Raw genomic sequence first — 17,753 nt, forward strand, 5'->3', positions numbered from 1 at the left:
GGAAATGACACGATTACGCTCTTTTTTCTAGGGATATTTTTATTTTTTAACTATTTTTTTGCTTTCACTGCAATCCAAATCTCACTGTAAACATTACTGAAATCCTCTCCCCATTTTGTAAAAGAGATCTCGGGAGCTTCGACTAACTCATAATCTGAAGAAGGAAGCCATTCTGCATAGATTTTCCCCCAAGTATCTTGTAAAGTTTGGGGAAATGGCCCTTTATTAGGAAAAATGGCCCAAGTGTGTTCTTCTATAGCAAGCATTTCTAAATCAGCGTACGGATTTTCTTTTGTCGTAGCAAAGCCAATCATGTGCATCAAACTGCCCTTTTCTTCCAAGCGGGCTCCATCAAATCCATAAGAAACGTTGATTACTTGATTTGGATATAAATCTCCTAACTTATGCATCTCTTCCCTTTGAGTCTCCGTGATCGTCTGCGCTAACTTTTGTATTTCTTGATTGACTCCTTCAAATTTGACAGGAACTTTTTTCGCCACACCTGCCACATAAAACTGTTTTTTCTTTTCGATACGAAATTCCATCGATTTTCCTCCTCTGACATCAATAAAAAATGTCAAGCGTGGAAAAGATTTTTGTATGCCGTATCTGCTGATTTCTGAAGGCAGATATCCTGACCAATCACGAAAAGCTCTTGAAAAACCTTCGACTGTTTCATATCCATATCTAAACGCCGTTTCTGTCACTCTTGATCCATCTAGGAGATCGCGATTAGCCAAAGCCAATCTACGGTTTTTGATATAGTCCATTAGCGACATCCCTGCAATAAACGTAAAGATGCGTTTTAATTGATATTCAGTGATTCCTGTATTTTCGGCTATTATTTTATAGGAAAGTCCTTCTGTCAAATGTTCTTCGATGTAATCGATCAATTGGTTCAGATCTTTAAGCATATTTATCTTCCTCCTTGCTTGCCTTTTTATCATATTATCAAAGAAAGTCAATTACTTGATGAATCAGGAACCAATTTAGTCAGATGTAGAAAATGTTGTATGGATCTAAAGAAAATTCTCAAGCAGCGTTTCGTAACGGATAATTGGTATTATCTGCCTATCTATGTTTTACCTTTAGAAAAATAAATTTTGGGGAAGACACATTCTAAGTAAACAAAGCGGTAAAAATATCTTTTATTCCCTTAGTTAATCCGCTTACTACCTACTGTACAAAGCAAATTGTTGTTCAAACTGCTGATCAGAACGCTGCTTGGATTTTTCTTTGCGATACATCATACCTCTTTTATCAATTGGAACAATTATTTATTTCTAACAAAATCACTTCATTTTTGTCAGATAAATAAAAAACAAAAAAAGTTCCATCTTTAAAACACGCTATTCTTTTACTTTTTCTCACATTCTCTAAGAAAAGAAAAGGAGAATGAATTTTTGACAATTCGAGCAAAAGTGATTATCAAATATGTAAAATCAGCTACTTTTTTCTTAAACGTTTCTTTATACTAAATATAAATAAGTGTTTCATGAAAGGAGAACTAGATGAATAATTGGCTTGAGTATTTTCCTGAAAACGTTTTGGAACGCGGTTACAGCTATCATCTGCACGGTTTTGTCCGTCATTTGAACTATACAAGCAAGTACTTGTCCGCAACAGTTTCTGGCACGGAAGATTATAAGGTAGTGATCACTTGGGATGAAAAGACCAACATGACTTGTGATTGTCTATATGCCATAGAAGGAAAAAAATGCAAACACATGGCTGCTGTCTTATTCGCTTACGAAGAACGTCCAATAAAAAAATCCAACTACTCACTTTCCGAACTCCCGTCCCTTGTTTCCTCCGCTAGTTCCTCTCTTGTACGGGAGCTTTTAACAGAGATTCTTATAGAACATCCGCAATTTATCGAACGCTTCAAAGTTAAGATGCCATTTCATGCAATAAATTATTCAGATAAATTAACAACTATCATCCATAAATACGATCATATTATCAAGAAAAACAAAAACAGGAAAACAGCGAAGTTCATCATGGAGATGCGAAAGTTCATCCAAGAAGCAGTTGAATCGCTCATTCAGCAAAATGCCTATCTTCCCGCATTCGAATTGATCAATGAAGTGATTGCTACTCTCGAAACATTCTATTGGGAGCCTGAGGATGAACGAACCCTTCTTCTGATAGAGGACTGTTATTATTTATGGAAAGAATTATTAGCAGAAGCACCTCATGCAGAAAAAAGGCAAATGTTCTCTTGGTTCGTCTGCCAAGTCGATCATACTGACGCCTCTTATTCAAAACGCTACTCCATAAAAATCCTGAAAGAAGACTTTCGGGAAAAAGAATTTTCTAACCAAAAGAAAAAAATAGATAAAAAACTAAAGAAACGGTAAAGAAAGACGATTTCAATGAAAAATAGCAAGTAAACGATAACAACCATCCTAAATCCACAAGAAATACAGCAGACCTTGCTTTAAAAACACGAATCATGCAAAGGATGAAGTAAAGAAGACTTAACGCGTACCCAATATTAGTCATTTGACTATTAGGTACGCGTTTTGTTTTATAAGTCATGACAAATTTCCTTCGTTGCTGGGTAGATTTTCCGGCATTGTTGATAGATTTTATGATACTTTTCTACATTTTGTAAGAGAGGTTCCACTGCATCTGTATATTGGATAAAATTCTGACAACAACTTTCAGGTGTGTCGAACCACCCTAACCCTAGTGCAGCAATCATTGTTGCGCCTAATGCAGGTCCTTCCTCCACACTTAAACAATAGATCGTTGCATCGAAAATATCTGCTTGGATTTGTAGCCATGCAAGATTTTTCGCGCCTCCTCCCACCGAAACAATACGTGTAAATCTGCGACCCGCTAGTTCTTTACGTTTCAATCCCACCATTGACAAATGCTCATTAAAAATTTAGAATATTCACAAGTTTAACGACAATTATGAAAATTCATGTCGTGCTAAAGGAGTTTTGTTATTGGATGAAAAGTTAGATATAAAAACTGCGATCAAAGACACGTTACCTACTGTTTTCGGTTATATCGGTATTGGACTTGCATTTGGTATCGTTGGGAAAGCTGCCGGATTTCATCCACTAGTCGTCACGTTGATGTCCCTGCTGATCTATGCTGGTTCTGCCCAATTTATCACGGTCAGCATGCTTGCTAGCCATAGTCCACTGCTCTCCATCGTTCTCTCGACCTTTCTAGTCAATTCCCGAATGATTCTGATGAGTATGACGATTGCTCCTTATTTCAAGAAAAATCGGCTGCTTCAAAATCTGCTGATTGGCACATTGCTGACAGATGAAAGTTTCGCACTGGGAATGAATAAATTGAACTATACTGGACAAAAGTTAAACTTTCGTTGGATGAATACAGCTAATTGGATTTCTTATTTGACGTGGGTGGGTTCTTCTCTTGTTGGCTCACTTTTAGGGAATTTTATTACTGATCCGAAAAAGTTTGGTTTGGATTTCGCCATCGTCGCTATGTTTATCGGGTTACTTTATCTTCAAGTCATTTCTGATAGAAACACCTCTAAACGATTACAGTTGATCCTGATTGGTCTCACTTTGATTCTGGTATATGTCGGACTGATTTTTATCCCAAGCAACTTAGTGATTGTAGTTGTAACACTGATTGGGTGCGGATTGGGGGTGTGGATCAAACATGCCTTCTTTTGAGTTTACATTGCTGACTATTTTAGGTTGTACTTTAGCAACTTGGCTTTCTAGGGTCCTACCATTTGTCTTACTGAAAAAATTCGATTTACCGCAACCGTTGCTTGAGTATTTAAGTTTTGTCCCGATCGTCATTATGTCTGCTTTATGGTTCAGCAGTCTATTTACCCAAAATATCGGACATCTGCCGCAGATCAATCTCGAAAATGCTTTGGCTTCAGTTCCTACACTTTTAGCTGCTATTCTTTCAAAAAGCTTATTGGTGATCGTCTTGGCAGGAATTCTTTCCCTTTCGTTGATTCGCTTATTATAAATAAAAAAACAAGAGCTTATGGCAAATTACTGTCCTGCGCTCTTGTTTTTTATTTATAAGTAAGAAGAAAATCGGCGTATTCCTGCTTATCCGTTGAACGGACCACTAACAACGACTTTTCCTAACATATGTCCTGTTTCTACGTCTTTGGTTGCTTGTTTCAAGTTCTTCGCATTGATCCCATCTGAATAGACCTTGCTCAATGTACTGCGGATAATCCCTTCGTTTGCTAAAGCAGCAATGTGCGCTAAAGCTTCTCCTTGCGTTTCGATTTCATAGTTATAGTCTGTTTTAGCGAACATATACTCCCAGTCGAAGCTGATAGATTGGTTTTTCCAAACACCTATATCTAACGGCTCTTTGATCCCTACGATCGTTCCCACATGTCCAAATGGTCGGACAAGGTGCTTGATTTGATCAAAGTAGCGGGTAATATCGAATAATACAGCGACATACTCTACTTGATCGATTCCCAATTCACGAAAACTTTTACTTAAGTCTTGATGATAATCGATTGGATAGTCTACACCTGTTTTTTTCAGCCATTCAAAATTCTTCGGACTTGCAGTCGCATAGACTTCTAGACCAGCCCAATGTGCTAGTTGATTCAAAATCGAACCGACGCCCCCAGCTCCGTTGATCACTAAGATTTTTTTCCCGCGGTTGGCATTTTCTTCTGGAATCAGACCAAATTTTTCAAATAACAATTCATAAGCGGTCAATGAAGTCAATGGCAGCGCTGCGGCTTCTTCATCTGAAAGATTTTTTGGTGCAAGAGCGGCAATACGTTCGTCAACCAGTTGGTATTCTTGATTGCTTCCTGCTCTTGTCGTTGTACCTGCGTAAAAAACGCGATCGCCGACAGAAAATTTTTGCACTTCATCACCTACAGCAACAACTTTCCCGACTCCATCAAACCCTAAGATACGTAAAGCATTTCTTATCCCGTTATCTTGGCGAAGTTTCGTATCGACAGGATTAACAGATACTGCGTTGACTTTTACCAGAAGATCCCGTGAACTGGGTACAGGTATCTGTTCTTTTTCATCAATAAAGCTTTTTGGATCATCGATCGGCAACCCTTCATAAAAACCGACTACCTTCATTAATTCCTTTTCTGACATACGAATTCCTCCTTAGCTTCATCAAGTTGGAGCATCCATACAGTTTTCATTTCAATATATATAGTATGCTATTTGTTCCACCTTTTTTATTCATCATAATTATTCTCTTACTTAAAGTAAACTATTTGCACTTTTTTGGTTAAAAAAGAGGTTGCGACAAGACTTTTGTCACAACCTCTTGGTAAATGGTGTTCTCTTGCCAACTCCTCGGTCACAAGTCAAAATATTCATCAAACATGAGAAGCTGTTTTTTGAAATTGCTCCTTATGACTCAGAGTTAAACGGCAGGCTCACAACCTCTGATATAAACGGTGTTCAATCAACTGACCCTCGGTATTAGCTCAAAAAACGACAAAATATGAAGAGCTATTTTTGTTTGGCTGTTCTTATTACTTGATACAGGACAGCTTTTTCACGACCTCTAATTCACGGTGTTCAAGCAAGAAATCATTGTTCACTGAAAAGCGTTGGATGTTCTTTTTCAAAGGTGTCTAAGATCTCTCGTACTTCATCAGTAGATTTCGTATTCATCAACTGAACTCGCAAGTCATTTGCTCCTGGAAATCCTTTGATATAGATTTTAAAGAAACGATGTAGTCCTGTGATGGAACGCGGGATGATTTCTGAATAATGATCTTGCAGATCTAGTTGCAGACGAAGTAGTCCGATCAGTTCTTTTTCTGTGTGTTCCCTCGGATCTTTTTCAAATGCATAAGGATTCTTGAAAATCCCTCGGCCAATCATGATGCCATCAACGCCATATTTCTCGGCCAATTCTTCTCCTGTCTGGCGATCGGGGATATCTCCATTGATCGTGATTAGTGTTTGTGGAGCGATTTGGTCACGTAAAGCAATGATTTTAGGAATGACTTCCCAATGTGCATCTACTTTACTCATCTCTTTACGCGTACGCAAATGGACAGAAAGATTGGCTATATCTTGATGAAGTAGGTGACTGATCCATTCTTCCATCTCAGACATTTCCGTATAGCCGATACGCGTCTTGACGCTGACAGGCAAACCGCCAGCTTTAGCTGCTTCAATCAATTGTGCCGCTACTTCTGGACGAAGGATCAAGCCACTGCCTTTTCCACGTTCTGCTACATTAGGGACTGGGCAGCCCATGTTGATATCGATTCCTTGGAAGCCCATTTCTGCCATAGCAATGCTCATTTCTCTAAAAAATTCTGGCTTGTCTCCCCAAATATGGGCAACCATCGGCTGTTCATCTTCTGTAAATGTTAATCTTCCTCGTACACTGTCTTTTCCATCTGGATGACAGAAACTGTCTGAGTTTGTAAACTCAGTAAAGAAGACATCCGGTGCTGCTGCATGCTTTACGACATGGCGAAATACAACATCTGTTACATCTTCCATTGGTGCTAAAACAAAAAAAGGCTTTGGCAGCTCTTTCCAAAAATTAGTAGTCATTTATTTGTTACTCTCCATTCTATCAAGCAGTGAAGTCGCAATCTTTCTCAAAAACATTGTCATTATACTAGGAAACAAAAAAAGAAGCAAAGTGAACAGCTTAAAAGATGTTTCTGATTGAACAAAAAGAGGACTGTGACAAAAATCTTCACAGTCCCTTTTCCGGAATAAATGGTGTTCTCCTGCCAACTCCTCGGTCACAAGTCAAAATATTCATCAAACATGAGAAGCTGTTTTTTGAAATTGCTCCTTATGACTCGGAGCTGAATGGCAGGCTTACGACCTCTTTCTTAAACGGTGTTCAAAAGCTTGCATCTGCGGTAATAAGCCTAACCAAACGAAAAATATGAGAAGCTATTTTTGTTTGGCTGTTCTTATTACTTGATGCAGAACAGCTTTTTCACAACCTCTCCACTAAACGGTGTTCAATCAGCTGACCCTCGATATTCGCTCAAAAAACAACAAAATATGAGGAACTATTTTTCCGTTTGTTTCTCTAATACTCAGGTCAAAACGCTGATTTCACAACCTCTTTTCTAACTTCTCAATCCTCTTCCTTTATTAATCAAATACCAAGTAACGGCGTACAAAACAACGATGAATAACACAAGTACGATCATCGATGTTGCTACTGGCACATCGATCGTTCCAAGGAATCCGTAACGGAAACCGGAGATCATATAAACGATCGGATTGACTTTCGAAACAGCTTGCCAAAATGGCGGCAACATAGAGATGGCATAGAAAACGCCACCTAGATAAGTTAACGGCTGCAAGACAAATGTAGGCACGATCGATACATCATCATAAGACTGAGCAAAAATCCCGTTGAGCAGTCCTGCTAACGAAAACAAGATTGCCGTCATCAATAATGTAATGATGACCATGAACCATGAATACACATGAAGTGGTACAAAGAACAAGGAAATGATCGTTACGAGAGAGCCGACGAGAATACTACGACCCACTCCGCCAATCACAAAGCCCCAAATAATCACATGCGTAGGAACAGGCGCTACCAAGATTTCTTCGATATTTTTCTGAAATTTTTGAGAGAAGAAGGACGAAGAAACGTTGGCATACGAACTAGTGATAGCAGACATCATAATCAAACCAGGCACGATGAATTCCATATATGAAAAACCACCCATGTCACCGATCCGACCACCGATCATTTTTCCAAAAATAACAAAGTACAAGGATGTCGTGATCACTGGCGGAACCAGTGTTTGGACCCAGATACGCAAATAGCGGTTCGTTTCCTTGATAGCTAAACTTTTTAATGCAGTAAAATAAAGATTAAACATTTTTCTCCTCCGTATGATTATTTTCTTCTGTGATTTTCAAGAACAGTTCTTCTAAACGATTCGACTTATTCCTCATAGAAAGAACTTTGATTCCTTGTCTTGTCAGCTGATCGAAGATTCCGTTCACCCCTTGATTTCGTTCAACTTCGACAGCGATTGTCTGCTCATCTTCAAATGTACAAGCATATCCTTCAATCACAGGTTTGGTATCATATGGCGCTAAATCAAAGATAAATGTTTCAAATTGCAGTTTTGACAGAAGCTCTTTCATACTTGTATTCTCGATCAGTTCACCCGATTGGATGATTCCGATGTTGCGACAAAGCATTTCAGCTTCTTCTAGATAATGCGTCGTCAAAATGATCGTTGTACCATTTTCGTTCAATTCTCGTAGAAACTCCCACATCTCGCGTCTCAACTCGATGTCAACTCCTGCTGTTGGTTCATCTAAGATCAGCAAACGTGGTTCATGCATCAGTGCTCTAGCAATCATCAGTCTTCGCTTCATTCCCCCGGAAAGCATACGTGCACGGACATTTCTCTTTTCCCAAAGATTGGACTGCTTCAAATATTTTTCACTGCGTTTCATCGCTTCTTTGCGAGATACACCGTAGTAACCGGCTTGATTCACGACGATTTGCTGGACCGTTTCAAAAGGGTTAAAATTGAACTCTTGCGGGACTAATCCAATCTGTTGCTTTGCTCGGACTAGATCCTTGTCCAGATCATAACCGAAGACATTCACTTTTCCAGATGTTTTATTGACTAAAGAAGTAATGATCCCGATCGTTGTAGACTTTCCAGCTCCATTTGGCCCTAATAGCGCATAGAAATCTCCTTCTTTCACCGAAAGATCGATTCCCCGCAATGCTTCGACCCCACTTCCATAGATCTTTTTCAAATTATTTATTTCAAGCGCATTTGCCATTTATTTCCTATCTCCTTATAGACATGATTCTTAATTGTATCATGGAATACAGCAGATGAAAAAACAACTTGGCTTCCACACAAAAACACACCTGCTCACAAAGAGGAGATGTGTTTTCTAGTTCATGATCATCTTCGATAGAATAACTATCTAAACAACTCTGGCACTTTTAAAATCATAAAAGTACCGACAGCAACTACTACGATGACATATAGAAGATCCTTATAACTGAGGTTCTTGTCTTTTTTATTCATGTTAAGCTTTCCTCCGTCCTTTTATCGAAAGCTTTTTTCTTTTATTTTAACCGAAATAAATAAAATGGACATAGTTATTTTCAATTTCTGTTTTCGCTGTTTGTTTTACGGAGAACTTTGCCATGGAACGTGCGTCTCGTCGCTGATGCTAAGTTTTTTCGATAAAAGCTGCTAGAAGGAAGACAGCGTGGTTTATTTTGTATCGTCTTTTGCTAAATCTTCCAAGATCATCTGGACAGCAGACTCGTTCCCATTGAATTCTGCCACTTTTTTGGCATCAATGTACTTCTTTTGATAATCGTCTTTTTGGACCCACGCATCATGCTTCGTTTGAGAAAGTTAATCAAACGGATACCACTGCCGCTGTTCATCGAACAACAAACTTTCTTTTTGGGCCTGTTCAACTATGGATTTAGGATAATTCAAAACTTTCAGCAAGGCAATCGCATTTCGGGTCCTTGAAGGTCCTTCTTTTAATTTGAAATCAAAACTGATTCCTTTTCCTTCTGTTACTTGTTCTTCAAAGTGGACATTCTCACAATAATTCTTTAAAATCTCTGTCAATTCGATATCATGTGTGGCGACAAATGCTAAAGATGGATACTCCGCAAGCCACCGAACGACTGAAGCGGAAGAAGCAATCCGTTCGATCGTATTTGTTCCTTTTAAAATCTCATCTACGAAGCAGTAGCAGCGTTCTTTGGAAGCCACTTGGTCCAGCAAACGTTTGATCGATTTGATTTCTGAAACAAAATAACTGTCGCCTTCAAATAAATCATCTTCGATTGCCATGGAAGTCAACACATGTCCAGGTTGCAGGGTAAACTGTTCTGCAATCGCTGTTTGGATCGTCTGTGCTAGAATACAGCTGATGGCTATACTTTTGACATACGTAGATTTTCCTGATGCATTGGAACCCGTGACTAATGTATTCTTCTGCCAGTTGACTGGATTCACTACCGCTTCTTTTAACAATGGATGATAGATATCTTTCGCTGTCACACCGCCCTCAGTAAACTCTGGTCGGCAAGTGATCGGCATATAGGTGCGATAATTCAAAACGGCTGCTGCAACTTCCAATTCTCCCAGCAATTCCCACAGCTTGATGGCTTCAGTTGAATGCTTCTCTAATTTAGTGAGAACGAAATGATAGGAGATAAATGGCAGCATGAACATGATGTTGACATATTCAAAAATCAATTCTGCTTCACTCCCGCTCTTCATACGAAATGAAAAACCTAATTTAGGGATGTCTCTTAATGGTTTAGTTTGCTGTTTCAGCTCTTTTTGAAGTGGTGTCGTCATTTTTGCTAACTGATTGGCGGCTGAAATCGTTGAAACCAAATAACTCATGCTATTCAGCTCTGTTTCTAGTGTTTGTTTCTTCACTAGATAATAGACCGTATTGAATACTAAGCCACCGATTGCTAGATAGATTCCTAGTACTTGCCCTAAAAGAAGCAAACCTACACCCACCAGCGGAAGCAAGCCAAGAAAAATAAATAAACCTACGCGTCCAATCTTTTTACTTTTTCCATCCGCTAGATATTGTTTTGCAAAATTATGATCTTTTTTTCCTAAACGAGCGAATTGATATTGGATTCTTTCTCTCAGTTGAGGATTTTCCTGATAAAAAGCAATTAGTTTTTCTAACTGATAATCTTCTCCAAAATCAAAGCTACGTAAACGCTGATACAACGCTTCTGAACCTACACTAGAATAGGTACTGTTGATCCCTTCAAATACTTCGAACATATCCAAGTCATACCAAGTAAGATCGTCGATTTCACTATCCCATGAACGGAATTTTTTCTCCGTGAGCCACGCATCCTTCAAACTTTCTTCTTTATCAAATCTCGGTTGATAAGGAATTTTTCCCCAATTACTACGAACTGTTTCCTTTACTTTCAAACGTGAAAAAATGTCTAAAACAACTAATAAAATAACAACTGCAATAATAATTAAAACGATAAATTCTCTTTGGCCCATATCCCTCTCCGTTCCTTGATTTGTTAGTTTTAGTATAGCACTGTTGCGCTATTTGAAAAGGGGGTACAAAAATAACTATCTTCGTTACCTAATTCGTATCAATCACACCAAAATAAAAACACCTTCCAAAAAAGAAGATGTCTTTAAAACGAGATACAATTTTTTTGTCATTCACTTCAGGTAAATTAGAGCCAATTAAACCCTCCGCAACTTGACGGAGATGGAGAAGATGCCCCCGTCTAATCTAGCGGTCATCTCTCCTCCCATTCCTTCCACCAATTTTTTTGACAGGTAAAGCCCGATTCCGCTAGATTCCGTATTTGTGCGGCTGGTATTTTCGGTATAAAAACGCTGGAAGACTTTTTCAACAGAGGTTTGCGTTCCTGGTTTGATAGGATTGGCCACTGTTAATCGAATGAATGGATCCTCTTTTGAAAATGTCACCTTTGCTTGTCCATCTGCATAACGCAATAAATTCTGTATGATATTTTGCAGCACTCGCAGCAACATGAGCGGATCTGCTAATACAGTTGTATTTATCGAGTGTTCAGCGAACGCTACCTCGATATTTTTCTCAGAAAATTGTTCATAAAAAGAGAAAAATACTTCTTCCACCTCTTTAGAAAAAGAAAGCGTATGGAGATCCATTTCTTTTTGCTTCGTCTCTATTCGAGCAAGATCATAAAACTGATCCGTCATACTGAGTAATCTTGCAACAGATTGTTTGATGATCGTTAAATACTTCTCCCGTTTCTTCGTATCCTCTACCTGTTCCAGTAATTGTACATAACCGTTAATAGCAGTCAAAGGAGTTCTGAGATCATGAGAAAGGCCGACAATCGATAGTCTGATGTTTTCTTCCATTTCTTGAAATACTTGTCCTTTTTGTTCATTTTCATCCACCCATCTATTCAGTGCATCTACTAGGTCCATTAGATTCTTTTCTCGAAATTCGACTGAGAGACGACCACCATATTCTTGTCGTTCAGAAAGAGTGGCGATTTTCTTAGTTAATCGCTTGATTTCCCTTTGCAGGAAGAAAATAAAACTTCCCATAAAGATAACAACGAGAAGCAACAGCCACTTAATCAAATCTAAACCCCACTCCCCACACCGTATGAATATACACAGCACGTGCCTTTGCTAGCTTCCCTCGAAGATTGGAAATATGCATATTCACTGTTTTCTCACTATCAAAATATGGTTCTTGCCAAACTGTTTCATAAAGATTTGCTCGCGAAAATACTTTTTTCGGATGTTCTAAAAAAAGCTTCAGCAGATCGAATTCTCTTCCTGTCAAATGGACAGTCACACCATTCACATTTACATCCCTTGACTCTTTGTCCAGTAAGATTTCCTTGTAATAGATGCATTGCGACAGATCTTTTACTTGGACAGAAGTCTGACGACGAAGTTGGATGCCGATTCGTAACAACAGTTCTTCGATATCAAATGGTTTCGTCACATAGTCATCCGCTCCTGCTGCCAACAAGGAAACTTTATCTCTTTGATCGCTTTTTGCTGAAAGAACGATGATCGGAACATTCGATGTCTGTCGGATTTCTGCTAACAATGCTTCACCTGAAAGCCCTGGAAGCATGAGATCTAGAAGGATCAAATCGACAGGATATGTGCTTAACAATAATTTTCCTTCCGTACCTGAATAAGCATCAAGAAGTTTGTATCTCTGTTCAAGAACCTCCTCCAGTAAGGAATGAACAGCTTCATCATCTTCGATAATCAAAATAGTTTCCAGCAGGACCACCTACTTAATGTCAGATTTTTGGAAAATAAACATTCCTAGAGCTGATGATACCACGATTGTTACTAGACTGACCAGAATCATTTTCGGTGCTTGCGAATAAGTTGCTTGTTGCGCAAAGTCCGTATACATGAGCCACGTTTCCGTAAACCACTCCGTTAGAAATTCCAAGCCTTTGATTTTTGCGAAAACACCGGGAACGAAGGCCGTTCCCATGATATAAAGAAAAGAAAGAAGCAAACTGACACTGGTACTTCTAGTGATGAATGTCAAAGCCACTGGAACAGATAATGTCCCTAATGTCAGCAGAAGCAATACAGGAAATACTTTTAGAACATAATTTCCATAGTTTTTGATTCCCTCAACTTCACCAAATCCGAAAGCAAGTGTGTAAGCAAGCATGGCTAGTCCCGTGATCAAAACCACGCCAAGTGTTGTGATCAAAAGCGTAACGAGAAGTTTCGACACATAATAAGTCATTCGATTCCGTCCTAAAGATAACGTATTGCGAATCGTACCGTTTTGAAATTCTTCCCCAATATAAAAGCACGCAAATGCTGCGAAAGCCAGAAGAATCCATGCAGCCATTTTTTCCACCATTAAAATCCCTGTTGCACCGTTGATGACTGTATCCGTTGCTTGGTTTAATTCATTGCCGTATTTTGTATGCATATACCATTCGTTCCAAGAATAAAAAAGCGGAAGTACGACCATCAGTCCTAGTGAGACCCACATTTTACGGCTCTTCCATACTTTTATTTTTTCAGCAGTTAATAGATTAAACATGTGGATTGCCTCCAGTTAATTGTAAGAAATAATCTTCCAGTTTTTGCCCAACTAGGTGGATACCATCCACAGGAACTTTTGCCTCTACCAATGCTTGATTGATGGCTGCTACTTGGTCAATTCCTTCAAAAAGCTGGATAACACGGCTAGATTGGACAAAATAATCCCTATAACCAAGAGAGTCGAGAACCGTTACTGCTTGTTCCGTCGCCGAAGTGTCAATTTTTATAAATTGACGAGATTCTTGTGCCAATTCTTCTTTCGATAATTCTTTGATCAAGTGTCCTTCATGCAAAATACCATAGTGAGTGGCGATCTGTGACAATTCATCTAGCAAGTGGCTAGAAAGCAAGACGGTGATGCCCCGTTCTTTTACCAAACGTTGGATGATTTCTCGCATTTCTGCCATCCCTGCTGGATCCATCCCATTCGTCGGTTCATCCAAAATCAAAAATTCTGGATTCGTGATCAGTGCATTTGCAATAGCTAAACGCTGGCGCATACCTAAAGAGAAATTCTTTGCTTTCTTTTTCCCTGTATTTTCCAATCGCATCATTTTCAGCAGGTCTTCGATTTCTCTATCCGACACACCGCCGTTCGCTGCTTGGATACGTAGGTTATCTCTTGCAGTTAATTCTGGATAAAGAGCAGGGGTTTCAATCGATTGACCCATACGTCGTCTTGCTGCCTGCAAATCCGTCGTTCCAAATAATTCGATCGAACCTTCATCAATCGAGATCAAACCCATAATAGTTCTCATAAAGGTAGACTTACCCGCTCCATTTTCCCCAATCAATCCATAGATCATTCCACGTTTGATTTCGATTGATACTTTATCTAATGCTTTGGCAGCACCGTATTTTTTGGTTATACCAGTTGCTTTCAAGACCGTTTCATTTCCAAAATCCATACTTATCCTTCTTTCTTATTGATAAGTGAAGTATAGTTGACGGGTATAAAGAAAGCAGCCAGAAATGTATAAAGAAAGTGTAAATTTTCCAATTGAATGTCAAAAAAAACAATCGGACAATACGTGTCTTTCCTATTATCAGGCAGTTTGTTATACGCTTGTATCAGTTTCCTGATTCTTTCTTTTCGACCAAAGTCGTTTCTCTGTATTCCTCTTCACTGAAAATTTTTGCTTCTTTCAGATCAAGCTTGAGTAATTTTACCAGACCGGTTATAAGGATAACTATAGCAAGACTCCCTCCCAGAAAAATTAGACTGTCTCGCAGACGTGGTTGCGTTGTCTTCCAATCAAAGAGCGCACCAAACAGTGCTAATCCAAGTGGACTGGCCACCATGGTAATCGTTGTTATCGTTGACATCAGACGTCCTTGTATATGCGTTGGAACTTCTCGCTGAAGCCAGACCATATAAAAAGCAAAAGAAAACATTAATCCTTAAAAACGGACTTATGAAAAATAATACATGCCGTTTGGGATTTACAATTAGCTACCAAATAAGAGGTTATGACAAAAGACTTTTCACAATCCCTTCTTCCGAATAAACGGTGTTCTCCTGCCAACTCCTCGGTCACAAGTCACAATATTTATCAAACATGAGAAGCAATTTTTGTAAATTCCTTCTTATTTCTTGAAGCTGACCACTTCTGTCACAACCTCAGAAGCGGATAAATAATATTGTTTGATGATACTTTATCTTTTTCCCGTTTGTTTATAGATCGAATGATATTATAGACCAAGAATCCTACCTATTAACATAGCTAAAAACACAAAAAAGGCACTTTCCAAATTGTGGAAAGTGCCAGAAAAGTTAGGATTAAGGTAACTGCGCTCAGCATTGCTTCGCCCAGTACGATTCTCGTAACTCGTGAACTCGAACGATAATCGCAATTAACGTTTTGAGAACTGTGAAGCTTTACGAGCTTTCTTAAGACCTGGTTTTTTACGTTCGACCATACGTGCGTCACGTGTAAGCAAGCCAGCACGTTTAAGCGCTAAACGGAAGTCAGGATCAACTTCTAGCAATGCACGAGCGATACCATGACGGATAGCTCCTGATTGTCCAGCGTATCCTCCGCCGTTTACGTTAACAAATACGTCATATGCGCCTTTTGTTTCAGTAACAGCGAAAGGTTGATTGATTACTTCACGCAAGTCAGCATGTGGAATGTATTCTTCAACATCTTTTTTATTTACAGTAATTTTGCCAGTTCCTGGTACTAGACGTACGCGAGCAACTGCGTTTTTACGACGGCCTGTGCCGATATATTGAACTTGTGCCAATGAAATTCCCTCCTATTAGATTAAGTTTGTGATGTCTAAAACTTCTGGTTGTTGTGCTGCATGTGGATGTTCTGCTCCACCGTATACGTTCAATTTTGTAAATTGTTTGCGGCCTAAAGTGTTTTTAGGAAGCATACCTTTTACAGAAGTTTCGATCAAACGACGAGAATTTTTAGCACGCAATTCGCCAGCAGTGATTGATTTCAATCCTCCTGGGTAGTTGCTGTGACGGTAATAAATTTTGTCAGTCGCTTTTTTACCTGTTAATTTCACTTTGTCTGCATTGATGACGATGACGAAATCGCCAGTATCCAAATGAGGTGTGAAAGTTGGTTTATTTTTACCACGTAGTACAGATGCAACAACTGTTGAAAGACGTCCCAATGGAACATCAGTTGCGTCTACTACATACCATTTACGTTCTACTTCGCCTGGTTTGGCCATATATGTTGTACGCACGTTATTTTCCTCCAATTTAAGTTCTGATGTTTGACATACACTTCGAGTTTCCGGGGCTCTTTGTGGGGCAAACAATACCATTTAACATATTACCCGCTAATCTAGTCAATGTCAACGTTTTTCTGTTTGATTGAAAAATTTATATGAAACTTTACTTCTTTTTCTTTCTTTTATATAAAAGGGTCGTTTCCTGTCAAAATAAAAAACAAAAAGAGGCTGTGACAAAAGTCTTGTCACAACCCCTTATTTTGAATAAACGGTGTTCTCCTGCCAACTCTTCGGTCACAAGTCACAATATCCATAAAACATAAGAAGCTGTTTTTTGAAATTGTTTCTTGTGACTCGGAGCTGAACGGCAGGCTTACGACCTCTTGGTAAACGGTGTTCAATCAGCTGACCCTCGGTATTAGCTCAAAAAACGGCAAAATATGAGGAACTATTTTGACGTTTGTTTCTCTAATACTCAGGTCAAAACGCTGATTTCACAACCTCTTTTTCGGTCAAGTTCAACAACAGTTTTTACGCGTCGATCTCTGGCGCTTTGCCCAAATGAGCTTGGATCATCCAGATACGTTTTTCTGTGGCTGTTTTGAATTCGATAAAGATATCTTGTGTTGGATCGTCGCCTTCTTCTCCAGAAACTTCGATTCCTTTTTGGTAAAGATCTGCTAGATAACGATAGCCTGCAACAAGTGTTTCCAAACGTTCTGGAATAGTACGATCCCAGCGGCCAATTTCATCAGGGATTTTTGTGTTATCTGCAAATTCACGCAATGTAGAATAAGGTGAACCGTCTAATGTGATCAAGCGTTCGGATACTTCATCTAACTGAGCGTTCAAATCATCCATGAACTCATCCATCATTGGGTGCAATGTAAGGAAACCTGGTCCTCTCATGTACCAATGTGTTTGGTGAACAACAACAGACATTTGGCTTAGATCTGCAACTAATTGATTTAATACTTCTTTGGTTTGTTGGAATTTCATCTTTCTTGCCTCCTAACATTTTCTTACACTTAAAATAATAGTAGACTTTCAATGAAAAGTACAACAAAATCATTTACCTGAGAACGATTTTCAGTTCGCTTTTTTATCCGTAAAGCCAATCATTTTTCAGAATCAGCTAATTCTTCTCGCAGTTGAGCAAATTGCTGATAAGTCTGTGCTAAATACTTTTGTGTCGAAACAAATAATGGATAGATTTTCTGATATTTTTTATGATCAGTTTCTTGTACTCCAACTTGCTCTTTCAATTCTATCAATTCCTGTGCTTCACTGATACTTTGGATCTTTCCGATGCTTCGCCAGCCTAAAATCACAGCTCCTAATGCGGATGCTTCTGTGACAGTAGGGAAAACAAGCGGGTAACCCAGTACATCAGCCATCATCTGACGAAAAATCGGAGATTGAGCAAACCCGCCTGTAGCACGGATCTCTGTGAGCTGATTTTCCTGGCAAACTCCTTTTAAAATCCGATAAAGATTGAGAC

General features: G+C 39.0%; 19 protein-coding genes. 3 read left to right on the plus strand and 16 right to left on the minus strand.

Annotation, left to right across the window (positions count from 1 at the left end):
* Positions 1–50: 50 nt before the first annotated feature.
* Positions 51–914: an AraC family transcriptional regulator gene (locus DIZ30_RS08170; protein WP_061573450.1), complete on the minus strand. Its 864-nt coding sequence runs from the start codon at positions 912–914 to the stop codon at positions 51–53.
* 597 nt (positions 915–1,511) lie between these two features.
* Between DIZ30_RS08170 and DIZ30_RS08180 the strand changes: the two genes are divergently transcribed.
* The gene (locus DIZ30_RS08180) at positions 1,512–2,360 is read left to right on the plus strand and encodes an SWIM zinc finger domain-containing protein (protein ID WP_061573449.1); all 849 of its coding nucleotides are present in this window, start codon (positions 1,512–1,514) and stop codon (positions 2,358–2,360) included.
* 170 nt (positions 2,361–2,530) lie between these two features.
* Here the strand turns inward: DIZ30_RS08180 and DIZ30_RS08185 are convergent, their stop codons facing one another.
* On the minus strand, positions 2,531–2,872 hold the full coding sequence (locus DIZ30_RS08185; RefSeq protein WP_002326089.1) for an FGGY-family carbohydrate kinase: 342 nt from the start codon (positions 2,870–2,872) through the stop codon (positions 2,531–2,533).
* An 85-nt stretch (positions 2,873–2,957) separates the two neighbouring features.
* On the opposite strand from DIZ30_RS08185, the gene DIZ30_RS08190 reads away from it, so the two are divergent.
* On the plus strand, positions 2,958–3,665 hold the full coding sequence (locus tag DIZ30_RS08190) for an AzlC family ABC transporter permease (protein ID WP_002326602.1): 708 nt from the start codon (positions 2,958–2,960) through the stop codon (positions 3,663–3,665).
* Positions 3,652–3,975 carry an AzlD domain-containing protein gene (locus DIZ30_RS08195; protein ID WP_002287484.1) on the plus strand — a complete coding sequence of 108 codons (324 nt, stop codon included), beginning with the start codon at positions 3,652–3,654 and terminating at the stop codon, positions 3,973–3,975. Before DIZ30_RS08190 ends, DIZ30_RS08195 begins: the two co-directional genes overlap by 14 nt.
* A gap of 86 nt (positions 3,976–4,061) precedes the next feature.
* Here the strand turns inward: DIZ30_RS08195 and DIZ30_RS08200 are convergent, their stop codons facing one another.
* The 14 genes from DIZ30_RS08200 to DIZ30_RS13695 form a co-directional block, all read right to left on the minus strand.
* A complete protein-coding gene (locus DIZ30_RS08200) occupies positions 4,062–5,099 on the minus strand; it encodes a zinc-binding alcohol dehydrogenase family protein (protein ID WP_002326087.1) in 1,038 nt (345 codons plus the stop codon).
* A gap of 447 nt (positions 5,100–5,546) precedes the next feature.
* Entirely contained in the window at positions 5,547–6,530 is a 984-nt protein-coding gene (locus DIZ30_RS08210) for a tRNA-dihydrouridine synthase (RefSeq protein ID WP_002318817.1), read from the minus strand.
* Between the two features lie 536 nt (positions 6,531–7,066).
* Positions 7,067–7,837, minus strand: coding sequence for an ABC transporter permease (locus DIZ30_RS08225; RefSeq protein ID WP_002287492.1), 771 nt, complete (start codon positions 7,835–7,837; stop codon positions 7,067–7,069).
* Positions 7,830–8,765, minus strand: a complete 936-nt coding sequence (locus DIZ30_RS08230) for an ABC transporter ATP-binding protein (protein WP_002287494.1) — start codon at positions 8,763–8,765, stop codon at positions 7,830–7,832. The genes DIZ30_RS08225 and DIZ30_RS08230 overlap by 8 nt, the downstream gene beginning before the upstream one ends.
* A 593-nt stretch (positions 8,766–9,358) precedes the next feature.
* A complete protein-coding gene (locus DIZ30_RS08235) occupies positions 9,359–11,008 on the minus strand; it encodes a DNA mismatch repair protein MutS (protein WP_002287495.1) in 1,650 nt (549 codons plus the stop codon).
* A gap of 195 nt (positions 11,009–11,203) precedes the next feature.
* Positions 11,204–12,100: a HAMP domain-containing sensor histidine kinase gene (locus tag DIZ30_RS08240; RefSeq protein ID WP_002326086.1), complete on the minus strand. Its 897-nt coding sequence runs from the start codon at positions 12,098–12,100 to the stop codon at positions 11,204–11,206.
* Positions 12,093–12,773 (minus strand): response regulator transcription factor, encoded by a 681-nt coding sequence (locus tag DIZ30_RS08245; protein ID WP_061573447.1) that lies wholly within the window; start codon positions 12,771–12,773, stop codon positions 12,093–12,095. Before DIZ30_RS08245 ends, DIZ30_RS08240 begins: the two co-directional genes overlap by 8 nt.
* Positions 12,774–13,556 (minus strand): ABC transporter permease subunit, encoded by a 783-nt coding sequence (locus DIZ30_RS08250; protein ID WP_002324451.1) that lies wholly within the window; start codon positions 13,554–13,556, stop codon positions 12,774–12,776.
* A complete protein-coding gene (locus tag DIZ30_RS08255; protein WP_002287502.1) occupies positions 13,549–14,466 on the minus strand; it encodes an ATP-binding cassette domain-containing protein in 918 nt (305 codons plus the stop codon). The genes DIZ30_RS08250 and DIZ30_RS08255 overlap by 8 nt, the downstream gene beginning before the upstream one ends.
* A 163-nt stretch (positions 14,467–14,629) precedes the next feature.
* Positions 14,630–14,884, minus strand: a complete 255-nt coding sequence (locus DIZ30_RS08260) for a hypothetical protein (RefSeq protein WP_002303696.1) — start codon at positions 14,882–14,884, stop codon at positions 14,630–14,632.
* A 528-nt stretch (positions 14,885–15,412) separates the two neighbouring features.
* Positions 15,413–15,805, minus strand: coding sequence for a 30S ribosomal protein S9 (gene rpsI, locus DIZ30_RS08265; protein ID WP_002287505.1), 393 nt, complete (start codon positions 15,803–15,805; stop codon positions 15,413–15,415).
* Between the two features lie 15 nt (positions 15,806–15,820).
* A complete protein-coding gene (gene rplM / locus DIZ30_RS08270; protein ID WP_002323724.1) occupies positions 15,821–16,249 on the minus strand; it encodes a 50S ribosomal protein L13 in 429 nt (142 codons plus the stop codon).
* Between the two features lie 534 nt (positions 16,250–16,783).
* Positions 16,784–17,251, minus strand: coding sequence for a DNA starvation/stationary phase protection protein (locus tag DIZ30_RS08275; RefSeq protein WP_002297290.1), 468 nt, complete (start codon positions 17,249–17,251; stop codon positions 16,784–16,786).
* Between the two features lie 119 nt (positions 17,252–17,370).
* Positions 17,371–17,753: FGGY-family carbohydrate kinase (locus DIZ30_RS13695; RefSeq protein ID WP_267896183.1), on the minus strand; the 383-nt coding region annotated here is incomplete at its 5' end.

Origin of the sequence: Enterococcus sp. H57, from assembly GCF_003112495.1 — a bacterium.
Lineage (GTDB): Bacteria > Bacillota > Bacilli > Lactobacillales > Enterococcaceae > Enterococcus_B > Enterococcus_B faecium.

What these genes read in the sequence shown, in the direction of transcription:
- DIZ30_RS08170 (WP_061573450.1), bottom strand. Translation starts at nt 914, where the DNA reads ATGCTTAAAGATCTGAACCAATTGATCGATTACATCGAAGAACATTTG.
- DIZ30_RS08180 (WP_061573449.1), top strand. Translation starts at nt 1,512, where the DNA reads ATGAATAATTGGCTTGAGTATTTTCCTGAAAACGTTTTGGAACGCGGT.
- DIZ30_RS08185 (WP_002326089.1), bottom strand. Translation starts at nt 2,872, where the DNA reads ATGGTGGGATTGAAACGTAAAGAACTAGCGGGTCGCAGATTTACACGT.
- DIZ30_RS08195 (WP_002287484.1), top strand. Translation starts at nt 3,652, where the DNA reads ATGCCTTCTTTTGAGTTTACATTGCTGACTATTTTAGGTTGTACTTTA.
- DIZ30_RS08200 (WP_002326087.1), bottom strand. Translation starts at nt 5,099, where the DNA reads ATGTCAGAAAAGGAATTAATGAAGGTAGTCGGTTTTTATGAAGGGTTG.
- DIZ30_RS08210 (WP_002318817.1), bottom strand. Translation starts at nt 6,530, where the DNA reads ATGACTACTAATTTTTGGAAAGAGCTGCCAAAGCCTTTTTTTGTTTTA.
- DIZ30_RS08225 (WP_002287492.1), bottom strand. Translation starts at nt 7,837, where the DNA reads ATGTTTAATCTTTATTTTACTGCATTAAAAAGTTTAGCTATCAAGGAA.
- DIZ30_RS08230 (WP_002287494.1), bottom strand. Translation starts at nt 8,765, where the DNA reads ATGGCAAATGCGCTTGAAATAAATAATTTGAAAAAGATCTATGGAAGT.
- DIZ30_RS08235 (WP_002287495.1), bottom strand. Translation starts at nt 11,008, where the DNA reads ATGGGCCAAAGAGAATTTATCGTTTTAATTATTATTGCAGTTGTTATT.
- DIZ30_RS08250 (WP_002324451.1), bottom strand. Translation starts at nt 13,556, where the DNA reads ATGTTTAATCTATTAACTGCTGAAAAAATAAAAGTATGGAAGAGCCGT.
- DIZ30_RS08255 (WP_002287502.1), bottom strand. Translation starts at nt 14,466, where the DNA reads ATGGATTTTGGAAATGAAACGGTCTTGAAAGCAACTGGTATAACCAAA.
- DIZ30_RS08260 (WP_002303696.1), bottom strand. Translation starts at nt 14,884, where the DNA reads ATGTCAACGATAACAACGATTACCATGGTGGCCAGTCCACTTGGATTA.
- rplM (WP_002323724.1), bottom strand. Translation starts at nt 16,249, where the DNA reads ATGGCCAAACCAGGCGAAGTAGAACGTAAATGGTATGTAGTAGACGCA.
- DIZ30_RS08275 (WP_002297290.1), bottom strand. Translation starts at nt 17,251, where the DNA reads ATGAAATTCCAACAAACCAAAGAAGTATTAAATCAATTAGTTGCAGAT.